16 protein-coding genes are annotated in these 17,450 nt (G+C 66.5%); 8 read left to right on the forward strand and 8 right to left on the reverse strand.

Annotated features, from left to right (window positions below; translation table 11 throughout):
* Positions 1-4 precede the first annotated feature (4 nt).
* Complete coding sequence (locus LQ144_RS03375; protein WP_230117145.1) at positions 5-1,288, reverse strand: branched-chain amino acid ABC transporter permease; 1,284 nt, start codon at positions 1,286-1,288, stop codon at positions 5-7.
* Between the two features lie 497 nt (positions 1,289-1,785).
* Here LQ144_RS03375 and LQ144_RS03380 point away from each other — a divergent pair, with 497 nt between their 5' ends.
* Positions 1,786-2,697, forward strand: coding sequence for a Bax inhibitor-1/YccA family protein (locus LQ144_RS03380; protein ID WP_230117146.1), 912 nt, complete (start codon positions 1,786-1,788; stop codon positions 2,695-2,697).
* A gap of 108 nt (positions 2,698-2,805) precedes the next feature.
* On the opposite strand, the gene LQ144_RS03385 is transcribed toward LQ144_RS03380, so the two are convergent.
* From LQ144_RS03385 to LQ144_RS03400, 4 genes are read right to left on the reverse strand one after another with little or no spacing between them, the layout of a single operon-like run.
* Positions 2,806-4,044 (reverse strand): acetyl-CoA C-acetyltransferase, encoded by a 1,239-nt coding sequence (locus tag LQ144_RS03385; protein ID WP_230117147.1) that lies wholly within the window; start codon positions 4,042-4,044, stop codon positions 2,806-2,808.
* Between the two features lie 21 nt (positions 4,045-4,065).
* The gene (gene galK / locus LQ144_RS03390; RefSeq protein ID WP_230117148.1) at positions 4,066-5,223 is read right to left on the reverse strand and encodes a galactokinase; all 1,158 of its coding nucleotides are present in this window, start codon (positions 5,221-5,223) and stop codon (positions 4,066-4,068) included.
* Positions 5,220-6,383: a galactose-1-phosphate uridylyltransferase gene (gene galT, locus LQ144_RS03395; RefSeq protein WP_230117149.1), complete on the reverse strand. Its 1,164-nt coding sequence runs from the start codon at positions 6,381-6,383 to the stop codon at positions 5,220-5,222. The genes galK and galT overlap by 4 nt, the downstream gene beginning before the upstream one ends.
* On the reverse strand, positions 6,380-7,354 hold the full coding sequence (locus tag LQ144_RS03400) for a DeoR/GlpR family DNA-binding transcription regulator (RefSeq protein WP_230117150.1): 975 nt from the start codon (positions 7,352-7,354) through the stop codon (positions 6,380-6,382). Before LQ144_RS03400 ends, galT begins: the two co-directional genes overlap by 4 nt.
* Before the next feature lie 186 nt (positions 7,355-7,540).
* On the opposite strand from LQ144_RS03400, the gene LQ144_RS03405 reads away from it, so the two are divergent.
* The 4 genes from LQ144_RS03405 to LQ144_RS03420 are packed head-to-tail and all read left to right on the forward strand — an operon-like array spanning position 7,541 to position 11,733.
* Positions 7,541-8,494 (forward strand): aldose 1-epimerase family protein, encoded by a 954-nt coding sequence (locus tag LQ144_RS03405; protein ID WP_230117151.1) that lies wholly within the window; start codon positions 7,541-7,543, stop codon positions 8,492-8,494.
* A 54-nt stretch (positions 8,495-8,548) separates the two neighbouring features.
* A complete protein-coding gene (locus LQ144_RS03410) occupies positions 8,549-9,871 on the forward strand; it encodes an AI-2E family transporter (protein ID WP_230117152.1) in 1,323 nt (440 codons plus the stop codon).
* Positions 9,872-9,874: 3 nt separating this feature from the next.
* Positions 9,875-11,113: a threonine ammonia-lyase gene (gene ilvA, locus LQ144_RS03415; RefSeq protein ID WP_230117153.1), complete on the forward strand. Its 1,239-nt coding sequence runs from the start codon at positions 9,875-9,877 to the stop codon at positions 11,111-11,113.
* A gap of 8 nt (positions 11,114-11,121) precedes the next feature.
* Positions 11,122-11,733 (forward strand): rhomboid family intramembrane serine protease, encoded by a 612-nt coding sequence (locus LQ144_RS03420; protein ID WP_230117154.1) that lies wholly within the window; start codon positions 11,122-11,124, stop codon positions 11,731-11,733.
* A 107-nt stretch (positions 11,734-11,840) separates the two neighbouring features.
* On the opposite strand, the gene greA is transcribed toward LQ144_RS03420, so the two are convergent.
* A complete protein-coding gene (gene greA, locus LQ144_RS03425; RefSeq protein WP_230117155.1) occupies positions 11,841-12,335 on the reverse strand; it encodes a transcription elongation factor GreA in 495 nt (164 codons plus the stop codon).
* 164 nt (positions 12,336-12,499) lie between these two features.
* Positions 12,500-12,970 (reverse strand): DUF4307 domain-containing protein, encoded by a 471-nt coding sequence (locus LQ144_RS03430; protein ID WP_230117156.1) that lies wholly within the window; start codon positions 12,968-12,970, stop codon positions 12,500-12,502.
* An 85-nt stretch (positions 12,971-13,055) separates the two neighbouring features.
* Here LQ144_RS03430 and mca point away from each other — a divergent pair, with 85 nt between their 5' ends.
* The 3 genes from mca to LQ144_RS03445 all read left to right on the forward strand — a co-directional run bounded on the left by mca (position 13,056) and on the right by LQ144_RS03445 (position 16,574).
* A complete protein-coding gene (gene mca / locus LQ144_RS03435; RefSeq protein WP_230117157.1) occupies positions 13,056-13,961 on the forward strand; it encodes a mycothiol conjugate amidase Mca in 906 nt (301 codons plus the stop codon).
* A 107-nt stretch (positions 13,962-14,068) separates the two neighbouring features.
* Positions 14,069-14,347, forward strand: a complete 279-nt coding sequence (locus tag LQ144_RS03440; protein ID WP_230117158.1) for a hypothetical protein — start codon at positions 14,069-14,071, stop codon at positions 14,345-14,347.
* Positions 14,325-16,574, forward strand: coding sequence for a thioredoxin domain-containing protein (locus tag LQ144_RS03445; protein WP_230117159.1), 2,250 nt, complete (start codon positions 14,325-14,327; stop codon positions 16,572-16,574). The genes LQ144_RS03440 and LQ144_RS03445 overlap by 23 nt, the downstream gene beginning before the upstream one ends.
* Here LQ144_RS03445 and LQ144_RS03450 read toward each other — a convergent pair.
* Positions 16,567-17,229, reverse strand: a complete 663-nt coding sequence (locus LQ144_RS03450; RefSeq protein WP_354962123.1) for a hemolysin III family protein — start codon at positions 17,227-17,229, stop codon at positions 16,567-16,569. The two genes, LQ144_RS03445 and LQ144_RS03450, sit on opposite strands and share 8 nt — an antisense overlap.
* Positions 17,230-17,450 lie beyond the last annotated feature (221 nt).

Below are 17,450 nucleotides of genomic sequence, written 5' to 3' on the forward strand. Positions count from 1 at the left end.
TCTCCTAACCCACGCGCTCGCGACGGCCCAGGATGCCCTGCGGCCGGAACAAGAGGACAACAATCATGATGAACAGCGCTCCCACGTATTTGAGGTCGGCCGCGAGGCCGAAGACGGTGGTCAACTCGACGAAGATGCCGACGATGACGGATCCGATCAGGGCGCCGAAGACGGTGCCGAGGCCACCGAGCGTCACGCCCGCGAAGATGAGCAGCAGGATCTGCGAGCCCATGTCGAACGTGACGCCGGGACGGTAGTAGGCCCAGAGGATGCCGCCGAGGGAGGCCAGCACGCCGCCGACAATCCAGACGAGACGGATGACGGAGTCCACGTCAATGCCTGAGGCGGCTGCCAAGGCGGGGTTGTCCGCCACTGCCCGGGTGGCCTTGCCCAGCCGGGTCTTGAGTAGGACGATGCCGATCAGGCCGATCACGATTGCGCTGATCACCAGCGACCACAGGTTGTTGGGTGAGATGGAGACCGGCCCGATCTGGATTTCCGCGCTCTGGGCAAAGGGCAGCTGCTGGGTGGCACCGCCAAAGTAGAACTGGATGACGTATCGGATGGCGAGGGCCAGGCCGATGCTGACGATCATCATGGGGACCAGACCGGTGCCGCGGCGCCGCAGCGGCCGCCAGAGGCCGGCGTCCTGGGCGTAGCCGAAGAGTCCTCCACCCAGGAGGGCCAGGAGGATGGCGAGCCAGAACGGCAGGTTCATGGCATTAAAGACGAATACGAGAACGGCGCCAAGCGTCACCATCTCACCGTGGGCGAAGTTGGTCAGCCCGGTGGTGCCGAAAATCAGGGACAGCCCCACGGATGCGAGGGCGAGCAGGAGCCCGAAGCTCACGCCGGCGACCAGCCGGTTGAGCAGGTTCTGGCCGAAGTCCTGCTGTTGGACGACGATGCCTTTGCCGAAGGCGAAGATCACCGAGACGTTAGACGTCTGGCTGAACGTGATGCTGCGGGGGTTGGCCTGGCCCGCCGCGAGCTTGATGCCCTGCGGCAGGGTGGACTCGTCCAGCTGGACCTCGTAGGTGCCCTGGGACGGTACGCCTATGTTCCAGGCCCCGTTGGCACTCGAGGTTGCTGTTCCAGTGAAGTCACCGTTTTTGGCCGTGATCTTCACACCTTGGATGGGGGCGCGTGCATCATCGCGGAGGAAGCCGCTGATGTTGTTCTGGAACTGCTGGTTCGACGGGGATGGCGTCGGTGATGGCGTGGCCGCCAGCGATGCTGGTGCGGCGACGAGCAGGATTGCCACGGTGGCGGCGGCAATTGCCCCCATGACCTTCAGCAATCCGGCTGGCCGTCTGCGCGGCAGGCCTCTCGGTGTGCGTCTCAAATTCAAAACCTCCACATGGGGGTGGCGTGGGTTGCGATTGCTTCATTGCAGCCGCTGCGAACGGAGAAGGTGACAGGGGTGGTGCAATTTTTGGTGTAGCTGTTTACTGGATACTTGTGATGTTTGTCACCCTTCTTCGCTCATGTTACAGCGCAGGCAGTACAAACTTTGCGGGCAAACATGCTGCCTAGATCGCGATCAGGTAACAACTGTGAAGCTGGGTCCAATCCACAATTCAGTGTCGCTAATGAAAACTTTTGGTGTATCGGAGTATTCCTAAACAGTCCCTTCTGCGGCGGTGAAAACGCCGGGGTGCAGCCCGGGCAGGTCACGATTCCGTGTCGGCCGTGGCCGGGGCGGAACTTTACCCGCCGCCGGCGCGTGGGAATTGGTAGCTTGAATAGAAGAAACCACTAGCACCCCTCTGGAGGACACCCGCAATGGCACTTGGCGGAAACCCGATCTTCAACGGAAAGAACTTCCGTGGAGCCACCCAGGCGCCGCCTGTACCGCAGGCGTTCGGCCAAAACCACTACGGCCAGGCTCCCGGTCGTGCACCGGGCCAGGTCATCGACGCCCAGGGCGGCTGGATGGCCCAGCAGCAGAACATGACGCAGGACCAGCTGCAGCAGATGTACAACCGGCCGGCCGCCGGCCCCGCCGAGACCGGCCGGATGACCTATGACGACGTCATTGTCAAGACCGCTGTCTGCCTCGGCGTCGTGATGGCCGGAGCTGCCGTCACCCTGTTTGTCGGCCTTTCGCTGGCAGGCATGCTGATGATCGTTGGTGCACTGGGCGGCTTTGTCCTGGGCCTCGTCAACTCATTCAAGAAGCAGCCCTCGCCCGCCCTGATCCTGGCGTATGCCGGGCTTGAGGGCCTGTTCCTCGGCGGCCTGACCCGCATCCTTGACGGCTTCTACCCGGGTGTCGGGCTCCAGGCTGTCATCGGCACGCTCTCGGTGTTCGGTGTGACCCTTCTGCTCTTCAAGAGCGGAAAGGTCCGCGCCACCCCGAAGGCCATGCGTTTCTTCATGATCGCAATGATCGGCTACGCCGTGTTTGCCCTCGTCAACATGGTGCTGGTCTGGACCGGTGCGGTTAAGACGCCGTTCGGGCTCAGCACCAGCGTTGAGATCTTCGGCATTCCGCTGGGGGTCTTCATCGGGATCCTGGCCATCGGTCTGGCCGCCTTCTCGCTGATCATGGACTTCACCAGCATCGAGGCCGGCGTGCGCAGCGGCGCTCCCGAGCGCTTCTCCTGGACCGCGGCCTTCGGCCTTACCGTCACGCTGGTCTGGCTCTACGTGGAAATCATCCGCCTGCTGGCCATCCTCCGCGGCGACGACTAGAACGCCAGGCGGCCGCCGCCGTCGTGCTTAATCAGGAAGAGGGTCCCGCTCCGGCGGGGCCCTCTTCCGTCATTAAGCCTGTTCTTCCATACAGGTGGAGGGGCGCGGTCAGCTAAGGCGCTCCAGCACCAGTGCCATGCCTTGCCCGCCGCCCACGCAGAGCGTGGCCAGGCCCAGGGTTCCGTCCGTCGCGCGCAGGCCGTTGAGCAGCGTGGTGGTGATCCGGGCACCGGTCATGCCGAAGGGGTGGCCGAGGGCAATGGCGCCCCCGTGGACGTTGAGCTTCGCAGAATCGATCCCGAGTTCGCGGGCGCTGGCGATCACCTGGACCGCGAAGGCCTCGTTGAGCTCCACGAGATCAATGTCCCCGATGCCCAGGCCGCCAGAAGCCAGGGCCCGCCGGGTGGATTCCACCGGGCCCATTCCCATCAGCTCGGGTGACAGCGCGCTGACGCCGGTCGATACGATGCGCGCCAGCGGCTCCAGTCCCAGTTCCCTGGCCCGTGAATCGCTCATGATGACCATCGCGGCAGCGCCGTCGTTGAGGGGGCAGGCGTTGCCGGCAGTGACCGTGCCCTCTCGGCGGAACACGGGCTGCAGGGCACTGACGGCTTCAAGGGTGACGCCGGCGCGCGGCGAGTCGTCCCGGTCCACCACCGTGCCGTCGCGCCGTTCATAGGGTGTGATTTCCCTGGCGTAGAACCCGGAAGCGATGGCGGCCTCGGCCCGGTTCTGGCTCAGCACTGCCCACGCGTCCTGCTCTTCGCGGCTGATGCCGTAGGACGTGGCCACGTTCTCGGCCGTCTGGCCCATGGCGACGTAGATGTCCGGCATACGCCCGCCCAGCCGCGGGTCCGTCCAGGGCGTGTTGGACTCGGCCCGTGCTGCGGTGCGCTGGCGGGCCGGCCCGAACCGGGGGTTGTGGTTGCCGGCGTCGGTTTCTCCGGCCCCGGCCCAGCTCTGGTACCGGGACACGGCCTCGACGCCGGCCGACACGAACGCCTGCCCCTCGCCGGCCTTGATGGCGTGGTAAGCCATGCGGATGGTCTGCAGGCTCGAGGCGCAGAACCGGTTGATGGTCGCCGCAGGGACGGTGTCCAGGCCCGCCAGTATGGTGACCACCCGTGCCATGTTCGAGCCGGCTTCTCCACTGGGTTCGGCACACCCCAGATAGAGGTCGTCGAGCCCGGGACCGCTGTCCCCGGACGGGTCGAATGACGGCAGCTTCGCAAGCGCCGCGGCCACCATGGCCGCGGCGAGGTCGTCCGGCCGCTCGTCTTTCAAGGACCCCTTGAAGGCGCGGCCGATCGGGCTTCTGGCGGTTGAAACAATGACTGCTTCCGGCATGCGCCCAGCCTACGCCCGCGGCTACGCCAGCCGCATCGCCCCGGCGGCCGGGGTGACAGTGAAGATGTCCGGCGCGGTGTATCCCGCCTCGGCAAAGGCCCGTTCGACGGCGGTGCGCACCCGCTGTTCCTCCGCCACCGGGGTCAGGGCGATGGCCGCGCCGCCAAACCCGCCGCCCGTCATCCGGGCGCCGATGGCCCCGTTCGACCGGGAGGCTTCGACAGCAAGGTCCAGCTCGGCGCAGGAGATTTCGAAATCATCGCGCATGGAGGCGTGGCTGGCATCCAGGAGTCCGCCGATCGACGAAGGACCCTCCAGACCAAGAAGTTCCACGGTCTGCAGGACGCGGTCGTTTTCGGTGACGACGTGGCGGACCCGGCGGAATGTGACTTCGTCCAGGAGTCCGCTGGCCTCGTCGAGGTCGCCCGGTGCAACATCCCGCAGGGCCTTGACGCCAAGCACTTCTGCCCCCAGCTCGCAGGATGCCCGGCGGGACGCGTAACCGCCGTCGGCATGGGAGTGGGAAACCTTGGTGTCGATCACGAGCATGACCAGGCGGGCGGCCTCTGCCTCAAAAGGCACCAGCTCCACGCTTTGGTCGCGGCAGTCGAGGAACACGGCATGCCCTGCTGAGCCCCGCAACGAGGCGGACTGGTCCATGATGCCTGTGGGTGCGCCGACGAAGTCGTTCTCGGCACGCTGCGTTGCCAGGACCATTTCCTCGGGGCTGAGCCCGGCGCCGGTGATGTCATTCAGGGCGGAGACAACGGCGCATTCGATGGCATGGGACGAGGAGAGTCCTGCACCGAGAGGAACGTTGGAATCCAGGAGCAGGTCAAGGCCGGGAACGTCGATGCCGCGCTGCTGCAGCGACCAGATGACGCCCAGGGGGTACTTGGTCCAGCCCTTGGCCGTCCGGCCGTCCAGCGTGGCGGTGTCCGCCGTCGTCAGGCCCTGGTCCCCGTAGGTGGACAAGAGCCGCACCGTTGAGTCGGAACGGACGCCGACGGCGACACGCGCCGTCTTGTCGATCGCGAACGGAAGGACGAAGCCTTCGTTGTAGTCGGTGTGTTCGCCGATCAGGTTCACCCGGCCCGGGGCCTGCCAGACGCCGTCCGGTTCGCTGCCGAAGGCGGCTCGGAACTGTTCCGCGAGCTGGGTGGTGCTGGCGGCGGTCATGCGTGGGCTCCTTCGGTGAGTCCGGAGGCGGACGGGGCGAGTGCTTCAGCCGTCGAGGCTGGAACAGTGACAGCGCGGAGCCTCTCAGCCACAAGCTCGGGTGTGGTGTCGTTGATGAACGCGCCCATGGCGGCCTCCGATCCTGCCAGGAACTTGAGCTTGTCCGCAGCGCGGCGGGGGGAGGTGAGCTGCAGGTGCAGGTAGCCCGCCGGGCGGAGCAGGGTGTCCACCGGTGCCTGGTGCCAGGCCGAGATGTAGGGGGTCGGTGTGGGATACAGGGCGTCGAGGCGTTTGAGCAGGTCCAGGTAAACGTGCGCCAGTTCGTCCTTCTCTTCGCCGGTCAGTGCCGCCAGGTCGGGAACCTGGCGGTGGGGAACGAGGTGGATCTCAAGGGGCCAGCGGGCGGCGAACGGAACGTAAGCGCTGAAGCTGTCGCTTTCCATGACCATCCGGCTGCCGTCCTCCCGTTCTGCCCTCAGAAGCGAGCCGGTCAGCGTTTGCCGGCCGTCGGCGTCGTCATAGAACTTGCGGGCGGCGGCCCCCATGACGGCGGCCCGGGGTGTCACGTAAGGGTAGGCATAAATCTGGCCGTGCGGGTGGTGCAGGGTCACGCCGATGTCCGCTCCGCGGTTTTCGAACGGGAAAACCTGCTTGATGCCCGGCAGGGCGCTGAGGGCGGCGGTGCGGTGGGCCCAGGCTTCAACCACGGTCCGCGAGCGGGTTTCGGTCAGGCCGCTGAAGGATCCGGTGTGCTCGGGCGTAAACGTCACCACCTCGCACCTGCCGAACGCGGGTCCAGTAGTTCCCCAGCCTGGGTTGTCCGGAACCGGCCCTACCGCCGGGCCCAGGGAGGGGAAGCGGTTTTCGAATACGGCGACGTCGTAGTCCGGCGCCGGGATCTCGGAGGGGTTGGCGTCGGTGGTGGGGCAGATCGGGCATTGGTCCGCCGGCGGGAGGTGCGTGCGGGCCTGCCGGTGCGCGGCCACGGCCACCCATTCCCCGGTGAGGGCGTCGAAGCGGACCTCGCCCGGTTCCCCGCGGGCCGGGAGGTCCCGGCGGTCCTGCGTGGTTTCCACGGAACGGGGCCGGGCCGATCCGGCGTCGTCGAAATAGAGCAGTTCCCGGCCGTCGGCAAGGTGGGTGCTGGTGATGTGGGTCATGCGTCATGTCCTTTGAACGCGGTAACCGGCCGGTTCGGGCCGGCCGGGAGGTAGGGGTGGAGTTCGGCAGCAGAAGCGTGGAGTGCTCCGCGTGCGGGCCGTTCGTGATGGGGGCCGGCGGGCACGATGCGCACATCGCGGACCGTCTCCCGCAGCAGGTCCAGTGCGGAGCGGCCGCCGTAGCCCGTGCCGATTCTGGTGTCGGTGACCAGCGTGCCGACGGCCGAAAGCGGCGCTATTCCGGCCAGCCCGACGAGTCCGTACTTTGTGGCATCCGCGAGCACGACCAGCTCGCCCGACGCTGCAATCATGGCGGCGTTCACCTCGGCTTCGAGGAGGTTGGGCGACGTGATTCCGGCATGCGGGTCGATGCCGTGCACTCCCATGAAGCAAAGGTCTGCGTGAAGGTTTTTCATGGCGTGCATGGTGACCGGGCCGACGAGTGCTTCGGAGGGCGTCCGCTGGCCGCCAAGCACCAGGGTGCGGATGCCGCCGGGTTCACCGCCTGGGTGTTCCCGGTCTGACTGTCCCTGCCCTGACTGTCCCTGGCCTGACTGGGGCGACGGGGCCGGACCCGCCAGGGCATTGGCCACCATGATGGAATTCGTGGCAACCGTCAGACCGAGGCCGCGGGGGAGGAGCCGGGCGAACTCATACGTTGTGGTGCCGCCGGAGATGAGGAGCGTCATGTCCGGCCGCAGCAGGTTCAGCGCTTCGGCTGCGATGGCCCGTTTCGCCTCGGTTTCCTGGGCCAACTTGCTGACAAACTCCGGTTCGACGGCGCCAAAGGTTCCGGTCTTCGTGGCACCGCCGTGAACCCGCAGCAGCAGGCCTTCGGCGTCCAGGGCGTCGATGTCCCGCCGGATTGTCATTTCCGAGACGCTGAGCAGACCGGCGAGTGAGGTGACGCGGACGGTGCCTTGGGCTTCGAGTTCCTGGAGGATCCGGTGCTGGCGCTGGGTTGCAAGCAAAGGGTCCCTCCTTTCCGGCCTCTTCGGCGCCTGTGGTCCGGAGCGCCGCTCACCAGTGCTCCGTCTGCCCCGTATGCGGCATATCACCATTGTGGCATAAAACGATCAAAAACAAATACTTTCTAACAAAAGATAACAATCGGATCGGCTGACGACGGAAGGCCCGCACGTTGTACGGTAAGTTTCATGACTTCCGGCGCCCTTCCTGAACCCCGTGATGACCAGCACGAACGCAGGCGTTATGCCTCCGGCCGGCAGTACGAGCTGAGGCGCGGCGACGCGCTCGCAGTGGTGACCGAGCTGGCCGCGGGTCTGCGCTGGTACAGCCGCGGCGGCGTCCAGCTCACCGAGTCGTATGGCGACGCCGATATCCCGCCGGGAGCAACGGGCATAACCCTGGCGCCCTGGGCAAACCGGGTGGAGGGCGGGACGTGGCACCTCAACGGCAAGAAGCAGCAGCTGGACATCACCGAGGTGTCGCGGAATAACGCCAGCCACGGACTCCTGCGCAACGCGTCGTACGCCCTCGTCTCCGAGTCGGAGTTTTCGGTGACCCTCGAAGCCCCCGTCTTCCCCCAGCATGGCTACCCGTTCCTGGTGCGGCACCGTGTGGAGTACTCCCTGGCCGAGGACCTGGGGCTGGTGGTGCGCCAAACCCTGATCAATGATTCGGAGGGTGACGCGCCGTTCGTCCTGGGGGCGCATCCGTACCTTCGGCTGGGCGACGTCCCCAGCGAGGACCTCACCCTGACCGTTCACGCAGATACGCGACTTGTGGCGGACAACAGGCTCATTCCCCGCAGTTCTGAACCTGTCAGCGAAGACACCGATCTGCGCCCGGGCCGGAAAGTGGGGGACCTCGACATCGACGTCGCCCTCACTGACCTGGAGTTCGACGGCGGGATTGCCCGTCACACGCTGTCGGCGGCAGACGGCCGCACCGTGAGCCTGTGGCAGGACGCCACGTGCCCGTTCGTGCATGTGTTTGTGACCCGCGAATTTCCCGGCCGGCCCAAGGCGGTGGCCATAGAACCGATGACCGGGCCGGCGAACGCCTTCAACTCCGGCCACGGCCTCGGGTGGCTGGCCCCCGATGAGTCTTTCACCATGACGTGGGGCATCAGCGGGAGCACCACCTGACTCTGTGCTTCGCTCCCGTTTCCCATAGCCGCGCAGCTAGGGAATTATGGGGCTATGACGCCAGCTAAGGACGCCACGCCCGAAGAACCTGTCAAGACAACCATCCTTCCGCCCCCGCGCCCACGGACGGAGCATGACCTCGAGCACGACATTCCTTACGGCGTGCGCATCGCGGCGGCGTGGGCATGGCGGCTGGGGCTGATCCTGCTGGTCATCGGCGGGCTCGTATGGCTGCTCAGCAAGGTCAGCTTCCTCATCATCCCGGTCATGGTGGCGGCGCTGCTGGCCGGCCTGCTCAGCCCCGTGGTGGGGTGGCTGCGCTCGCAGCGCCTTCCGAACGGAGCTGCCGTCGCCCTCACGGTCCTGGCGTTCGTCGGACTGATCGTCGGGGCGCTGGCACTGGTGGGGCGCCAGCTGGCTTTGGGCTTCCAGGAGCTGTGGAGCGAGGCACTGACGGGTGTCCAGCAGGTCCAGGACTGGCTGGCGGTGGGACCGCTGCACCTGACGGCCGCGCAGATTGACCAATACATTCAGGAAGCAACGGCTGCGCTGCAGAACAACAGCAGCAGCATACTCAGCGGTGCGCTTTCCTTCGGGAGCACTGCAGGACACTTTGCCGCCGGGATGGTGCTGGCGCTGTTCATCCTCATCTTCTTCCTCCTGGAGGGGGAGCGGATCTGGGGCTTCATGGTCCGGCTTCTCCCGCGGCGGGCACGCATTCCCGCCGATGGTGCCGGGCGGCGCGGCTGGACGTCGATGGTCAGCTACGCCCGGATCCAGATGTTTGTGGCCTTTGTGGACGCGGTGGGCATCGGAGTGGGTGCGGCCATCATCGGCGTCCCGCTGGCACTCCCGCTCGGCGTGCTCGTGTTCATCGGCTCCTTCATTCCGGTGGTCGGTGCCCTGGTGACGGGTGCCATCGCGGTGCTGCTGGCCCTTGTGGCCAACGGCCCCGTAAACGCGCTGGTCATGCTGGGCATCGTGTTGCTGGTGCAGCAGCTGGAAAGCCACATCCTGCAGCCGCTCGTCATGGGCAAGGCCGTGGCCCTGCACCCGGTGGCAGTGATCCTGTCTGTCGCCGCCGGTTCCTACCTCGCAGGCATCCCCGGAGCCCTCTTCTCCGTGCCGATCCTTGCCGTAGCAAACTCGGCGATTCGGTATATTGCCGGCAGAACGTGGGAACATGATCAAGTGCTGGCTGCCGCGCGCGGCAGTGTCGCGGCGGGCTCAGCCGGCGCAGACCAGGACAACACCTTCAAAGACGTCCGTTTGCCGGGTGCGAATCCCGGCCACGGCAAGGACGCCGATCGTGCAACAGGTGCCCCGGGCGGCAAGGCCGCTCCGGGCTCCGAAGCTGAATTTCCCAAAGGAGAATAGTTCGTGAATACCCCTGAAAGCCTTCCCGTCACGCTGGACGATGTCCTTGAGGCGCAGAAGTTGCTTGACGGGATTATTACCCGGACGCCCGTGGAGTCCTCCCGGGCGCTGGGCAGCATGGTCGGCGGCCAGGTCTTCTTCAAGTGTGAAAACCTCCAGCGTGCCGGTTCCTTCAAGGTGCGCGGCGCCTACGTCAGGATGGCCCGCCTCTCTGAGTCGGACAAAAAGCGAGGAGTTGTGGCGGCCTCAGCCGGCAACCACGCGCAGGGTGTGGCAGTGGCTGCCAAGAGCCTGGGTATCAAGGCACGGATCTACATGCCGCTCGGCGTGGCCCTTCCTAAGCTGGCCGCCACGCGCAGCCACGGCGCCGAGGTGATACTGCACGGGCATAACGTGGACGAGGCACTCGCCGAGGCGCAGCGCTACGCCGACGATACCGGCGCGGTCTTTGTCCACCCCTTCGACAACGTTGACGTGGTGGCCGGCCAGGGTACCGTGGGCCTGGAAATCCTCGAACAGATACCCGACGTCGACACCATCCTCATGGGCGTCGGTGGCGGCGGCCTGCTGGCCGGCGTGGCCGTGGCCGTCAAGGCCAGAGCCAAGGAACTTGGCCGGGAAATCCGTATCATCGGCGTGCAGGCCGAAAATGCGGCCGCCTACCCGCCGTCGCTGGCGGCCGATGCCCTGGTGCCCTTGAAAAAGGTTTCGACCATGGCCGACGGCATCGCCGTGGGCCGACCCGGGCAGCTGCCCTTCAGCATCATCCGTGAACTCGTGGATGACGTGGTCACGGTCAGCGAGGACTCCCTGGCAAGGGCGCTGATCTTCCTCCTGGAACGGGCCAAGATGGTGGTGGAGCCGGCCGGGGCAGTGGGCGTGGCGGCCCTTATGGACGGCAAGATCGAAAACCCCGGCACAACGGCAGTCATACTGTCCGGCGGCAACATCGACCCGATGCTGATGCTCAAGGTCATTCAGCGCGGTCTTTCCGCCGCCGGCCGCTACATGACCGTGCGCATGATGCTCGACGACCGCCCGGGTTCGCTGGCCACTATCGCGCGGATCATTGCGGAGAACGATGCCAACGTGACGGGTCTTGACCACACCCGGGTGGGCGGATCCATCAGCATGGGGGACGTTTCCATCACGGTGAACCTCGAGACCAAGGGCCACGAGCACGGTGAACAGGTCCTCGGTGCGCTGCGCGCCGAGGGTTTCCAGCCGATCGTGGTGCACTAGGAGCAGGCATGCTGGACACCCCTGGCGACTCTCCGGCCACGAGGGACACGCCGGCGTCGCGCGCCAAGGGCGGGCTGCTGGTGGTGGGGTCATTCGTGGCGCTCCTCTTTGCCATCGAGCTGGTGAACATGCTCACGCTCCACGCCCTGAACGGCATCTTCGGACTCCGGCCGCGCAGCGCGGACGGAATCCTGGACATCTTCACCTTCCCTCTGCTCCACGCCAACCTGAACCACGTCCTGTCCAATGCGCTGCCCCTGATCATCTTTGGCTTCCTGGTCTTCATGTCCGGGTTGCGGATCTTCCTTACGGCCGTGGCCTGCAGCTGGCTGGGCTCCGGCGCGGCAGTCTGGCTGATCGGCGGCGGCGGGATCACCGTGGGGGCGTCCGGCCTGGTCTTCGGGCTGTTCGCCTTCCTCCTGGTCCGGGGCTTTTTCAACCGCAACTGGTGGCAGATTCTGCTGTCTGTGGTGCTCTTCATGGCTTACGGCAGCATCCTCTTCGGGCTCATTCCAAGCGTGGCGGGCTACGTCTCGTGGCAAGCACACCTCGGCGGCGCCGCCGGCGGCGTCCTGGCGGCGGTCGTGCTACGGGCAAGAAGCGCGGCCCGCAGCGGCTAAGGCGAGTTAAAGCACGACGCCGGCCCTCCCGCAATGGGGGAGGGCCGGCGTCGTGCGTTGACGGTCGTGCGTTTTAGCACGACCAGCCGAAGCGAAGGGCGCGCCGCTTAGCCTGCGTAGGGCTTGGCGGACAGGATCTCCACGGGGATTTCCTTGCCGTTGGGGGCAGTGTAGCTGAGCTTGTCGCCCTCTTTGTGGCCCATGATGGCCGCGCCGAGCGGGGACTTCTCGCTGAAGACATCCAGATCGGAGTCGCCGGCGATTTCACGCGAACCAAGCAGGAACTTCTCCTCGTCCCCGGCGATCCGGGCAACGACGAGCATGCCGGGCTCGACGATTCCGTCATCTGCCGGGGCTTCGCCGACGTGGGCGTCGCGGAGCAGCGCGGTGAGCTGGCGGATGCGGGCCTCAATCTTGCCCTGCTCTTCCTTGGCTGCGTGGTAGCCGCCGTTTTCCTTGAGGTCTCCCTCTTGGCGCGCAGCTTCAATTTTCTGGACGATATCCGCCCGGCCGGCGCTGGAAAGGTGGTCCAGCTCTGCCTTCAGGCGGTCAAAAGCTTCCTGGGTAAGCCAAGCTGCAGGCGCGCTGTTGGTGGTAGACACGGACTTCTCCTCTAGTGGTTAAACAAGCAGGTCATACAAGCAAAGACCCCGCCACGGTGGCCACTTGTGGAACTCAGCAACCAACTCAGCGGGGTAAAGGTATTGGTCCATTGTAGTCAATCCTGTGGATAAAACCCAACGAGCAAGCGGTGTGGGTCACATACCTACTTGGCGGCGCCCGGGATCCAGCAGCCGTCCACGACCGCAGAGACGGACTGCGATTCTGTGCGCAGCACTTCGCGCCGGGAGATGGTGCGGCCGCCGTCAGCACCCTGTGCCTGCTGGGAATCCGGCTGGTCCGGCGGAATATCCACCACTTTCCAGCCCACGACGGCGAACTTGGAATCGAGCGCCTTGACCGCGCACTTCACGGCGGTGCCGGGCTCCCGGGTGACCTGGAAATCCAGCTCGGCCCGGGTTGCGTCGGTGGTGCTGTAGCCGAGGTCCTTGAACGTGACAGACGACATGGCCGAGGACGTGGACACCCAGGCCAGGAATCCGATCCCGGCCACCAGGGCTGCAATCACTGCGCCCCGTTTGGCTTTTCCGGACAGCCCGCGCTTTGGACCGCCATAGCGATTGGCTAGGCTAATGTCTGCAGGCTGGGGAGTGCCCGACTTGTCCTCGGTAGTCACCCCTCCAGTTTAGTGGGGATCCGCCGGTGAAAAATCCGGAGCCAGCCGCCGCAACCGGCAACAGTAGAAAGAGGGGCAGTCCCAGATGACCGCGTCCACCAGCCAGTCACCTTCGCTTCGCCTGCTGACCGTCCATGCCCACCCGGATGACGAGTCGAGCAAGGGCGCCGCGACCATGGCCATGTACGCCGCTGCCGGTGTGGACGTCATGGTGGCCACCTGCACCGACGGCTCGCGGGGGGACATCCAGAACCCCGCCGTGGAGGGGGAGCCCCACCCCAAGCGGGACATGGCCGGAGCGCGCAGGCTCGAAATGAGTGAGGCCGCGCGGATCCTGGGCGTCAGGCAGCGGTGGCTCGGCTTCGTCGATTCAGGGCTGCCGGAGGGCGATCCGCTCCCGCCCCTGCCCGCCGGATCATTTGCACTGCAGCCGCTTGAACGCGCCGCCGCACCGCTGGTACGTCTTGTCCGGGACTTCAAGCCGCAGGTGATCGTCAGCTACGACGAAAAGGGCGGTTACCCGCACCCGGACCACATCATGGCCCACCGCGTGGCGGTGGAGGCCTTTGAGGCTGCCGGGGACCCGGCCAGGTACCAGGGAATCGGCGAGCCCTGGGAGCCGAGCAAGCTTTACTACGACCGCGCCTTCAGTCCCGACCGGTTCCGCGCCCTCCACTTCGCGCTCGAAGAGGCCGGGCTCCAGTCGCCCTATGCCGAGCGCTTGGCTGCCTGGCTTGAGACCGACGCCGAAGGGCACACCCCTCCGCAGCCCACCCATGCGACCACCACCCAGGTGGACTGCGGTGACTTCTTCGAAGCGCGCGACGATGCCCTCCGCGCCCACCGCACCCAGGTTGATCCGCTGGGCTTCTTTTTCGCTGTCTCTCCCGATATGCAGCGCCGGGCCTGGCCGTGGGAGGACTACACGCTGATCCAATCGCGGGTGCCTGCCGAGCTCCCGGAGAAGGACCTTTTTGCGGGGCTAAGATAGAGACAACAGATCATTTCTATGCCGCGTAGAAAATGACGCGGTAGAAAATAACGCAGCCGAGAACGGCCAGGCGTCCTGCGCCCCAGTCCACCGAGAAGGTTCCAACCGTGCACCACTTGCTCATCGCCCTGGCATCGTCCCCGGCTCCCTCGCCTTCATTGCGCCCGGGCCTCTCGCAGGACCAGGTAACCCCCGGCCTGCTGGGGTTCCTGTTGACGGCGTTCATCGTCGTGCTGACGGCGCTGCTGATTGTGGACATGGTGCGCCGCATCCGGCGCGTGCGCTACCGCGCCCAGGTCGAAGAGGAGCGCATGGCTGCTGCTGAAGCTGCAGACATCGCCCACGACGATGCCGCTGACGGCAATGCAGGCAGAACAGACGCCTGACGCCGGCCCCGATGGCGGCACCACGGAGCCCGGGACAACGGAGCAGCCGGCCACCCAGCCGGTGGCCACGCAGCCGGGGGCGCACAACGCCCTGGGCGGGGAACCGTCCGCCTACTTGCGCCAGCACGCCGGCAACCCGGTGCACTGGCAGCCCTTCGGCGACCAGGCGTTTGCGTACGCGGCCGCCCGGAACGTTCCGGTGTTCCTGTCCATCGGCTATGCCGCATGTCACTGGTGCCACGTCATGGCCCATGAATCCTTCGAGGACCAGGCCACCGCGGACTATCTGAACGCGCATTTTGTCGCGGTAAAAGTGGACCGTGAAGAGCGGCCGGACGTCGACGCCGTCTACATGGCGGCCACGCAGGCCATCAGTGGCGAGGGTGGATGGCCCATGTCCGTTTTCCTGACGTCGGACGGACTCCCGTTCCATGCCGGAACCTACTTCCCGCCCCGGCCGATGCCCGGCCGGCCGTCGTTCCTGCAGCTGCTCGAGGCCGTGCGGGATGCGTGGGACGAGCGCCGTGACGCGGTGGAACAGAATGCCCGCTCCCTTTCGCAGAACATGGGCCACGCCCAGCTCTCCGCCGCTGTGGACCTGTCAGGTCCGCCCGAGCTGCTCGATGCGGAGCTACTTCCCGCCGCGGTCCTGTCGCTGGCCCGGTCGGAAGACCCCGACGACGGCGGTTTCGGCGACGCCCCCAAGTTCCCGCCGTCGGCGGTACTTGAGTTCCTGATACGGCACGCGGCCGTGCCCTCAGAGACGGCCGGGGCGGCCCGGGACATGGCGGGGCGTACCCTGGCGGCCATGGCGCGTTCGGCGTTGTTCGACCAGCTCGACGGCGGTTTCGCGCGGTATTCCGTGACCCGCGACTGGTCCGTTCCGCACTTTGAAAAGATGCTCTACGACAACGCCCAGCTGCTCAGGGTTTACGTGCACTGGATCCGGCTTGGCGGCACGCCCGGCTTTCCCGCGGCGGAAGCGGCCGAAGTGTCGGGGCGCACCGCCGAATGGATGCTTGCGTCCCTGGGGCTCCCTGCGGCAGACGGCGGGCGGACGGCGCCGAGTGACGCCGTCGCGCTGGCGTCCTCGCTCGACGCCGACTCGGTGGTCGATGGAGAACACCATGAAGGCGCCAGCTACCTCTGGACCGTCGGCGGTCTCGACCAGCTGCTGGATGCCGACGACGCTGCCGCCGTTGCCCGGATGATGAACGTGGGCGCCCAGGGTACGGTCTCGGAGTTCGGTTCGCCGCTGCATCCCGCCCGGGCCCTGACAGGCGAGGAGGCGGCGCTGTGGGCGGAGGTGCGGGCTCCGCTGCAGGCGGCCAGGGCTGCCCGGCCGCAGCCGGCGCGCGATGACAAGGTGGTGGCCGGCTGGAACGGGCTTGCGGTGGCGGCCCTGGCCGAGGCCGGCGCGGTGCTGGACCGGCCCGAACTGTTGGACGCGGCCGTGCGGATCGCTGGCTATCTGGAAGAAGTCCACTGGCGCGCTGCCACCGGGGAGCTGGTTCGCGTTTCACACTCCGGGACCGCACGGGGGATCGGCGGCCTGCTGGAGGACTACGCGTTCTGCGCAGAGGGCTTTCTGGCGCTGTTCTCGGTCACCGGCAGTGCCCACTGGTACCGGCTGGCGGAGTCGGTGATTTCTGCCGCCTGCGCGAGATTCATCGTGGACGGCAAACTGGCGGACTCAACCGGGGAATCCGAGCAGGTGTTCAATGCCCAGGGCCGCCAGCCGGGACTGGACCCCTTCGATAACGCCACGCCCAGCGGCGCAGCCGCGTTTGCAGGCGTCCTGCTGGGCTACGCGGCCCTGTCCGGCTCCGCGGAGCACCGGATCACGGCAGGCAACATCATGTCCCTGTTGCCGCCGATTGCCCCGCGGGCCCCGCGGGTGGCGGGCTGGCTGCTGGCCACCGCGCAGGCGGCGGCTGCAGGCCCGGTGGAGGCCGCCGTCGTCGGACCCCCAGGTCCGGCAAGGGACGCGCTGCACCGGGCACTGCTGGGGTCACCCAGCCCCGGACTGGTCGTGGCACTGGGCGATGACCCTGATTCTGGTGCCGGTGCTGCGGAGCATGCCCAGGGGGTGCCGCTGCTGCGCGGCAGGACGGCCGGCGCCGACGGGGTTCCGCTCGTCTACTTGTGCCGCGACATGGTGTGTGAGCGGCCGGTGGCATCCGTGGCCGAGGTTCTGGAAAGCCTCAGCCCGGACCGCATTAGCTGAGGACAGCTATGAGGATTGCCGCGAAGTGGGCGGCAAATGCGAGCACAGTGAACGCATGGAACAGTTCGTGGAAGCCGAAGTGTTGGTAGCTGAAGTTCGGCTTCTTGAGCGCGTAGAAGACAGCGCCCGCGATATACAGGGCTCCGCCGATGCAGATGAGCAAGGCGGCCGGCACGCTTGCCGCGAAGAAGTCCGGAAGGTAGAACAGCGAGCCGCAGCCCAGGGCGATGTAGATCGGGACGTAGAGCCAGCGGGGCGCGTTGGTCCACAGGAGCCGGAACAGCACGCCCAGGATGGCACCGGACCAGACCAGCCACAGCAGCAGCACCGCGGTGGGCCGCTCCAGCAGGCTCCAGGCCAGAGGCGTGTAGCTGCCGGCGATGACCAGCATGATGTTGGTGTGGTCGAGGCGTTTCAGGACAATCTTCACGCCGGGGGACCAGTTGCCGCGGTGGTACACGGCGCTGATACCGAACAGCAGGACGCCCGTGAGGGCGTAGATGGCGGACGTGACCTTGCGGTCCGGCGTGGGGGCCAGCACTACCAGCACGATCCCCGCGGCCAGGGCCAGGGGCGCGGTGACTGTATGGATCCAGCCGCGCCATTTTGGTTTGATCGTCAGCAGTTCGGCGATGCGGACGGCGGCGCTGTCCATGGCGTTCGGCTGACGCTCGGGCGCGCCCGAAGTCCCCTCCGGGGTATTGCTCGTCATGCCTCAAGAATAACCTACGCTTCAGTAAGTTACTTGCCGGTAACGGGAGGTGGCGTGACCTGCTGCAGGAGAAGACCGCGTCCACGGGCGCTGCTCCTGTGCGCGGGGGCCTCCTCCGGACGGTAGCCTAGGGTTTGCACGAAGTCACACAGCCAGGAAGTCAG

The organism is Arthrobacter sp. Bi83 (assembly GCF_918698095.1).
Lineage (GTDB): Bacteria > Actinomycetota > Actinomycetes > Actinomycetales > Micrococcaceae > Arthrobacter.

Coding starts and splice junctions, on each gene's coding strand:
- LQ144_RS03450 (WP_354962123.1), bottom strand. CDS start 17,229: ATGGACAGCGCCGCCGTCCGCATCGCCGAACTGCTGACGATCAAACCA.
- LQ144_RS03420 (WP_230117154.1), top strand. CDS start 11,122: ATGCTGGACACCCCTGGCGACTCTCCGGCCACGAGGGACACGCCGGCG.
- mca (WP_230117157.1), top strand. CDS start 13,056: ATGACCGCGTCCACCAGCCAGTCACCTTCGCTTCGCCTGCTGACCGTC.
- LQ144_RS03375 (WP_230117145.1), bottom strand. CDS start 1,288: ATGGGGGCAATTGCCGCCGCCACCGTGGCAATCCTGCTCGTCGCCGCA.
- LQ144_RS03405 (WP_230117151.1), top strand. CDS start 7,541: ATGACTTCCGGCGCCCTTCCTGAACCCCGTGATGACCAGCACGAACGC.
- galK (WP_230117148.1), bottom strand. CDS start 5,223: ATGACCGCCGCCAGCACCACCCAGCTCGCGGAACAGTTCCGAGCCGCC.
- LQ144_RS03380 (WP_230117146.1), top strand. CDS start 1,786: ATGGCACTTGGCGGAAACCCGATCTTCAACGGAAAGAACTTCCGTGGA.
- LQ144_RS03410 (WP_230117152.1), top strand. CDS start 8,549: ATGACGCCAGCTAAGGACGCCACGCCCGAAGAACCTGTCAAGACAACC.
- LQ144_RS03385 (WP_230117147.1), bottom strand. CDS start 4,044: ATGCCGGAAGCAGTCATTGTTTCAACCGCCAGAAGCCCGATCGGCCGC.
- LQ144_RS03445 (WP_230117159.1), top strand. CDS start 14,325: ATGCAGGCAGAACAGACGCCTGACGCCGGCCCCGATGGCGGCACCACG.
- galT (WP_230117149.1), bottom strand. CDS start 6,383: ATGACCCACATCACCAGCACCCACCTTGCCGACGGCCGGGAACTGCTC.